Origin of the sequence: uncultured Helicobacter sp. (assembly GCF_937906905.1) — a bacterium.
GTDB lineage: Bacteria > Campylobacterota > Campylobacteria > Campylobacterales > Helicobacteraceae > Helicobacter_B.
On record NZ_CALERY010000013.1, the window covers coordinates 1 to 7,143 of the forward strand.

At 47.5% G+C, this 7,143-nt stretch carries 8 protein-coding genes; 6 read left to right on the forward strand and 2 right to left on the reverse strand.

Going from position 1 to position 7,143, the window contains the following annotated elements; translation table 11 throughout:
* Positions 1-247 precede the first annotated feature (247 nt).
* Complete coding sequence (gene thrC, locus Q0171_RS03655) at positions 248-1,711, reverse strand: threonine synthase (RefSeq protein WP_299326882.1); 1,464 nt, start codon at positions 1,709-1,711, stop codon at positions 248-250.
* Positions 1,712-1,863: 152 nt separating this feature from the next.
* Between thrC and Q0171_RS03660 the strand changes: the two genes are divergently transcribed.
* Together Q0171_RS03660 and Q0171_RS03665 are read left to right on the forward strand one after the other, a co-directional pair.
* On the forward strand, positions 1,864-2,109 hold the full coding sequence (locus Q0171_RS03660; protein WP_299326883.1) for a hypothetical protein: 246 nt from the start codon (positions 1,864-1,866) through the stop codon (positions 2,107-2,109).
* A complete protein-coding gene (locus tag Q0171_RS03665) occupies positions 2,069-4,324 on the forward strand; it encodes a heavy metal translocating P-type ATPase (RefSeq protein WP_299326885.1) in 2,256 nt (751 codons plus the stop codon). The genes Q0171_RS03660 and Q0171_RS03665 overlap by 41 nt, the downstream gene beginning before the upstream one ends.
* A gap of 109 nt (positions 4,325-4,433) precedes the next feature.
* On the opposite strand, the gene Q0171_RS03670 is transcribed toward Q0171_RS03665, so the two are convergent.
* On the reverse strand, positions 4,434-4,793 hold the full coding sequence (locus tag Q0171_RS03670) for a methionine-R-sulfoxide reductase (protein ID WP_299326895.1): 360 nt from the start codon (positions 4,791-4,793) through the stop codon (positions 4,434-4,436).
* A gap of 106 nt (positions 4,794-4,899) precedes the next feature.
* Between Q0171_RS03670 and Q0171_RS03675 the strand changes: the two genes are divergently transcribed.
* The 4 genes from Q0171_RS03675 to Q0171_RS03690 all read left to right on the forward strand — a co-directional run bounded on the left by Q0171_RS03675 (position 4,900) and on the right by Q0171_RS03690 (position 7,009).
* Positions 4,900-6,177, forward strand: coding sequence for an ArsB/NhaD family transporter (locus Q0171_RS03675; protein WP_299326887.1), 1,278 nt, complete (start codon positions 4,900-4,902; stop codon positions 6,175-6,177).
* Positions 6,178-6,187: 10 nt separating this feature from the next.
* Positions 6,188-6,334: a hypothetical protein gene (locus Q0171_RS03680; protein WP_299326889.1), complete on the forward strand. Its 147-nt coding sequence runs from the start codon at positions 6,188-6,190 to the stop codon at positions 6,332-6,334.
* Positions 6,335-6,573: 239 nt separating this feature from the next.
* On the forward strand, positions 6,574-6,771 hold the full coding sequence (locus Q0171_RS03685) for a hypothetical protein (RefSeq protein ID WP_299326891.1): 198 nt from the start codon (positions 6,574-6,576) through the stop codon (positions 6,769-6,771).
* A 115-nt stretch (positions 6,772-6,886) separates the two neighbouring features.
* Positions 6,887-7,009 (forward strand): hypothetical protein, encoded by a 123-nt coding sequence (locus Q0171_RS03690; protein ID WP_299326893.1) that lies wholly within the window; start codon positions 6,887-6,889, stop codon positions 7,007-7,009.
* The last annotated feature ends 134 nt before the right edge of the window (positions 7,010-7,143 follow it).

Genomic DNA, 7,143 nt, shown 5'->3' on the forward strand with positions numbered 1-7,143 from the left:
TGTTTTACTTCCGCCTACCGCTCACTCACATTTTGGGATTTTCTAGTGTTTGATTTATGGATTACTTCGCGACCGCTATCGCGCTTGCTCGCAATGACAAAATTTGTGCTTTATCGCTAGAATCTACTTTGCTATCAATCCAGCTTTGTCCTAGAATCTGGCGAATATAGAAGCAAATACTACTAGAGAGCTTGAAGCTCATTGCAAAGTGTAAAACACCTAGCTAACGCGCAGGGTGGATTCTAGCCTAAAGCCACTGGAGGATTGCGCTCTCTACCTCGCCTGGCTCTAGCACTTGCGTGTGGATTCTGGGCTTATGAAAAAGCCCTTGAATATCCGCACCGATAGAGACTTTCACGCCGCCTTTGGCTTGGCTAGATTCCAGCATTTTGGCTATCGCGCCCCTATCATCTAAGCACTCCCCAAATATCGCTTCCACTACACTTGGAGCAAATTTACTCCACTCTGCCGTAGAGCAGATAAGAGCTTTTCTCCCGTCGCCTAGCTGTTTATACGCACCATACGCAAGCGCTGTGTGTGGGTCGAGGAGATAGCCCTTTTGGTAGGCGGATTTGATAAGGGATTTTGTCTGCTTATCATCACCCCACCACGCTTGGAAATGATCTCGCAAGAGAGCAAGCTCGCTAGGTGTGAGCGCATAGCGCTGGGTGGATTCTAGGGATTCTAGTAGCTCTTTTGTGCGCTCATCGCCATAAAGCGCGAAAAGCACGCGCTCGACATTGGAGCTTTTTAGAATATCCATAGCAGGCGAAATGCTTTTATGCAGGGACTTATGCGAGATGTCATACACGCCACTTGTGATAAGCTCGGTTAGAATGTTGTTGGCATTGCTGGCGATGAGGATTTTCTCTATCGGTAGTCCCATGCTTTTGGCGAAAAACGCCCCAAGCGCATTGCCGAAATTCCCGCTTGGCACGCTGACATAGATCTCCTCGCCGTATTTGAGCACCTTTTGGCGCACGAGAGAGAGATAGCCCCAGATGTAGTAGATGATTTGGAATGCGATCCTGCCAAAATTCACCGAGTTTGCCGCGGAGAGTGCATAGCCTTTTTCCGCGATAGAGTCTTGGAAGCTTTGGCTAGCCAGAAGGGATTTCAGCAGGCTTTGTGCGCAATCAAAATCCCCCTTAATCCCAAGCACCTTGAGATTCTCCGCATTTGCCGTTTGCATTTGTAGTCCTTGCACCTCGCTTGTGCCGCCTTCTGGGTAGAGACAGATGACTTTGACATTTGGCTTATGGGCTAAGGCATGCAAGGTGGCTGGACCTGTATCACCACTAGTAGCTGTGAGAATGAGATAGCGCTTATCCTGTCGCAGTGCTAATGCGCTAAAAATCTCTCCAAAAGGGCAGAGCGCCATATCTTTAAACGCGCGGGTTGGTCCATGGTAGAGCTCGAGAAAAAACGCATTGTCAAACTTCGCAATAGGCGCTGGGTTTTCTGGTGTATCAAAGCGCTCATAGCTTGCTAGAGCTTTGTGTAAGATTGCAGATTCTACCTCTATGCCAAGAATTTGAAAAACATGCTCACACAGCGCCGCATAGCTAGAATCCAAAAATACAGAAAAATCAATATGCGCTAAGGCTGGAAGTGTATAGAGCCCGCGATTGCTAGCAGTAGGAGAGAGAATAGCTTGGGTAAAATCCACAGACTTAGCATGGGCGTTTCGCGTGGAGATGAAAGGTGTCATCGCATTCCTTTGGATATTTTTGGGCATTATTGGCTTGATTTGGGCGCATTGTAGCAGATTTCAGCTTTGATTTAATCGCTGTGTAAGCTTGTGTGCTAAGCTCGCGCTAGCAAACCTATAATGCAGTCAGCTAGCGGTAGCAAGGAGTGATTATGGCATTGTCTTATAAGCTTGTGATGTTTGGATTCCCGGCATTGTGCGAGGATATTGATGAAGTGTATGCGCGTATGCGTCAAATCCCGGTTGATCGAGCAAAAGCCGAGACCCTAGAGCAGTGCTATCTCATCGATTTGCAAAGCGCGGATCGCTATGAGATCTCATGCAGTGATCGTGAGTTTTTTATCAAAGGCTTTGAACATGCACAGAATGCAAAAGAGCCACAAAGCACAGACAAATAGCATGCAGCAATATCGACTAGAGAATCTAGACTGCGCAAATTGTGCGAGCAAGCTTCAGCGCGCGCTTGAGAGCTGTGAGGGCGTGGAGCAAGTGAGCGTGGATTTCGCGCAAGAGCGCTTATCAATCAAATGCGATGATATACAAAAAGCCCAAAAGCTTATCACTACCCTAGAGCCTGATGTCCGTATCGTGCCACTCTCTGGCACACAAAGCCAGCAAAAGCAAGCAGGACAACATCAGCGCAGTAGTATTTTCACTAGAGAGCTTTTTGTGCTGCTGGGGCTTATTGCCGTATTTCTCCTAAGCCTTGTGATTGAGTCTTTGCTGCCTGCTACGGATTTAGCGCTAGATTCTAAGGCAGAATCTAGCGCGCATGTGTGGCTGCTTGCTGTCCATATCATCATCTATCTAATCGCTGCTAGAGAAGTATTTAAGCGAGCGGTGGCAAGTGCAAGGCAGAGAGAGTTTTTTGATGAAAATGTGCTTATGCTCGTGGCATCAATCGCGGCATTTCTCATCGGCGCGAGTGAGGAAGCGGTGGGGATTATGCTGTTTTTCTCCGCGGGCGAATATCTGCAAAATATCAGTGTGCGCCGGGGTAGAGAATCTCTCAATGCCCTAGCGAGCTTCACGCCAGATCTCGCCCATAAGCTACAAGATTCTAGTATAGACTCTGCGGCGCTGGATTCTGCTAGCCATGTCGATATCCCAGCAAGCCAGATTCTGCCAGGGGATTTGCTGCTTGTATTTGCGGGCGAAAGCGTGCCGGTGGATTGCGAGCTGTGCGATGAGATAGCGAGCTTTGATACTAGCGCGCTTAGTGGTGAGTCGCTCCCTGTAAGTGCGCAGATGGGGGAAGAGATTCTCGCAGGGAGCATTGCACTTGATCGTGCGATCCGCGTGCGTGCGAGGCGTCCCTATGAGCAAAGCCAAATCGCTAAGATTACCAATCTTATCCAGAGTGCCACAACCAAAAAAGCGCATACAGAAAATTTCATCACTTCCTTTGCGCGCCACTATACGCCAGTAGTCTTTGCTATCGCGCTGTTTATTGCATTTGTCCCGCCGATGTTTGCTGCTGGAGGGTTTAGTGCGAATCTCTATGAATGGGTGTATCGTGCGCTTGTGGTGCTTATGGTGAGCTGTCCTTGTGCGCTAGTGATTTCTGTGCCGCTTGGATATTTTGGCGGGATTGTCGCAAGCTCTAGGGCGCATATTTTGGTCAAAGGCTCAAACTACCTAGAAGCACTAAGCCAGCTCGATACAATCGCGTTTGATAAAACAGGCACGCTTACCAAAGGGATTTTCAAAGTTACGCAAATTGTCCCAGAACCGGGGGTTAGCGAGAAAGAGCTGCTAGGGTTTGCTGCCTGCGCGCAAAATCTCTCCACCCACCCAATCGCCCAATCTATCAAAAACGCCTACCAAAATCTTGCACACACGCACCATATCAGTGAGTTTGAAGAGTTTTCTGGACTTGGGGTTCGCGCCGTATGTGATAGGAAAGAAATCATCGCGGGCAATGACAAAATCCTGCATAAATTTGCTATCCCTCATGGCACATGCGATATACAAGGCACGATTGTGCATATCAGTGTGGATAAGCGTTATTTGGGCTATCTTATCATCGCCGATGAGCTCAAGCCCGAAGCTCCAGGCGTAATAGAGTGGCTCAAAAGATCGCAAATCACGCCTATCATGCTAAGTGGAGATGGGGAGTATCCCTGCAAGCTTGTTGGCAAGAAGCTTGGGATAGCATATCAAAGCCAGCTTCTCCCACAAGATAAAGCGCAGTATTTTGCCGCGCTTAAAGCGACAAATTTGCCAAATCATGACAAAAAAGATAGGGACGCAGAATCTAGCAGCAATACAAAAGCTAGGAAAGTAGGCTTCGTAGGCGATGGCTTAAATGACGCGCCAACCCTTGCCCTGGCAGATGTGGGGATAGCATTTGCCTCTGGGAGCGATCTCTCTTGCCAGCATGCTGATGTCATCATCTTAAACAACTCGCTAGAATCTCTCCAGCGCGCCATTATCATCGCTAAAAAAACAAAGCGTATCATTTATGAGAATATCGCCCTAGCACTTGGGATAAAAGCAGTATTCATGGTGCTGGGGATTGTGGGCGTGGCAAGTATCTGGGAGGCGGTGTTTGGCGATGTGGGCGTGGCACTGCTAGCACTTGCAAACGCCATGCGCACTATGCGTGCATAGCGCGGATTCTTAGGGTGGTTTCGGGGGAGGATTCTACTACAAAGCCATGTCGCAATGAAGCCTGGATTCTGTGCTGGAATCCATTAGGATTGTTGTATTTGACTAATGGCTAGGAATCGGCTTTTGCAAAAAATAATGAGAGAGAATTCACGCAATGGCGAGTGTTTTTGGGAGTAAATCCCTCGCCCAAAAACACATGTCCCAAATGTCCGCCGCAATTTGTGCATACAATCTCTGTGCGCCTACCATCGCTATCTGGCTGTCTTGTTACTGCGCCTGCTATCTCATCATCGAAGCTCGCCCAGCCGCAGTGGCTGGGGAATTTATCTTTAGCTTCATAGAGTTTGGCGCCACACTGCCTGCAGAGATAGACTCCTGCTTCAAAATGATCTGTGTAGATTCCGCTAAATGCTGGCTCGGTAGCTTTGTCAATAATGATTGATCGCTCTTCTTGATTGAGTGGTGGCATTTTAGGCATTGTGTGTCCTTGTGGTAGATATGGGCTAGAGCAAGAATTATACATTATTCATGTGCAATAAGCTAGTATTGCACATCGAGTATTAGGGCGGTAATCTATGGTGCTATGGGTGTTTGTGGTGATGATGGTGTGTCTATATTGGCGACCTTTTGGGTTGCCTTTGTGGGTGTATAGCACTCTTGGGGCTTTGGCGTGTGTGGCAATCTCCGCGCTAGATTCTAGCGATATTATGCGCGTGTGGGCTATGGTGTGGGATAGCACGCTGACACTTGTGGGGCTCATTATGCTAGCTGTTATGCTAGAAAAACTGCTGTTTTTTGAATATGTAGCGATGCTCTGTATCCGCGCGCTAGGGGCTAAGGGGAGTTATGGCTATGTTGTGCCTCGCGCTAGATTCTATGTGTTTCTCGTGCTTTTTGGCGGGGCTTTGGGGGCGGTGTTTGCCAATGATGGGGCGATTTTGATCCTAACGCCATTTGTCCTAGCACTTTTTAAAGCGCGCAAAGAGAGTGGGCATAAGGGCGGGGCTTTCACACCGCTTGTGGTGTGCTTGCTGGCTGTGTGCTTTGTGAGTGATTTTGCTTCAAATACCTTTGTGATCTCAAATCTTACCAATATCATCACCGCGCAGTTTTTCTCCATTGATAGCAGAGACTTCACAAGGGCAATGCTCCTACCACAAGCAAGTATCCTGCTAGCGTGCTTGGGGCTTTATGTGCTTGTGCGCCGATATTTGCCGCCGATTTTGCGCTTTTATGACTATGGAGAGAGAGTCCTAATGACAAATGGGGGCTTTCTAGTGTGCCTTGGGGTTTTGGGAGTGCTGCTACTTGGCGTGCTGCAAGGTAGGAGCTTTGGCGTGCCTTTGTGCGCGGTGGTAGCGGTGTGTGCGGGGGCATTGCTTCTATATGGCAGGCTTAGGATTCTACCTTGTCTTAAGGGCGCGCCCTTTGGGATTGTGGCATTTTCTCTGGGGCTTTTTATCGTGGTCTTTAGCGTGCAAAAAGCCTACCCCTTGCAAGATCTACTCTCTAGCGTGCCTTTGGGGATCTTTAGCGTGGGGCTAGGAAGCTCACTAGGCTCAAGTATTATCAATAATCTACCTATGGTTATGCTTGGCAATCTTGCTTTAAGCGACTTTGTGGGGCTAGATTCTAGCTCTAGGGAGCTGCTAATGTATGCGCATTTACTAGGCTGCAATGTCGGCTCAAAGCTCACGCCTATTGGCTCGCTGGCGACTTTGCTCTGGCTTGCTAGTCTTAAGCGATATGACATTTATATTAGCTTTTGGCAGTATATGCTAGTGGCAATGCTTGTTGTGCCGCTTATGCTGTGTGTGGGGCTTTTGGGGCTTTATCTTTACACACTGCTATAAGGGGGGAAATATGAATGCTTATGCTGCGCTTGCTTGGCTAAATTTTTTCATCGCTGATGTTAGAGATGGGCTTGGTCCTTATCTTGGCGTGTTTTTAAAGGGCATCAATTTGGCGAATCGCATATCGGGCTTACAAGTGCGTCTTTATGTGCGTTAATTTTTGGGATTCCACTTGGGATTTTCATTGATAAAACGCGTTTTAAGCGTGGGATTATTGCATTGTGTATTGTGGGGATTGTCCTAGCCACAGGGGCAAATTATTTTTATCCGCATTTTATTTTTACGCTTATGGCTCAAATTGCCATTGCCTTATGCGCGGTGTGTCTTGCTCCCGCTTTTAGTGCTATCACGCTTGGGATTGTGGGGCAAAGGGATATAGCAGGCAAGTCAGCCTAAATGAAGCCTATAAGCACGCAGGGACAGCCTTTAGCGCGGGGCTTAGTTTTGTATTTGCGCTGTATTATGGAATATGTCTATCTTATGGGAGTTGCACTTTTTGAGCTTATCGTGCGTGGTGGTGTGGCTGCGCATTTTGATGGAGTTGCTGGAATGGTGATTGTGCAGATTCTAGATGGTGTGAGGGCTGGGGTATAGAGTTTTGTATGCTAGGGATTCTAAAAAATATAAAAGAGTAAGTAAGTGGATTCTACGGAAAAGCCAAAAATGTAAAAAGCCTAAATTCTAAAACACTAGCAAAGGATTCTAGGGTTTGAGCTTGTATGTTGTTTTGTTGTTGCTTATAGATTGCCACACGGATTTTCAATCCGCTCGCAATGACGAGTCAAACACTGAAAAACTCACAGGCGACAAGATTTTAAAAAGTGGATTCTAAAGTTGGATTCTAGGGTAAAAGCCCATTTTGTAGCTAAAGGATTCTAGGATTTGCGATGAGAAAACAAGGCGTAGCCGCAGTTTCTTTAGTAAATCGGGGTTTTTCAAGCGCGTGCAAGGGCGCATACTAGAGCG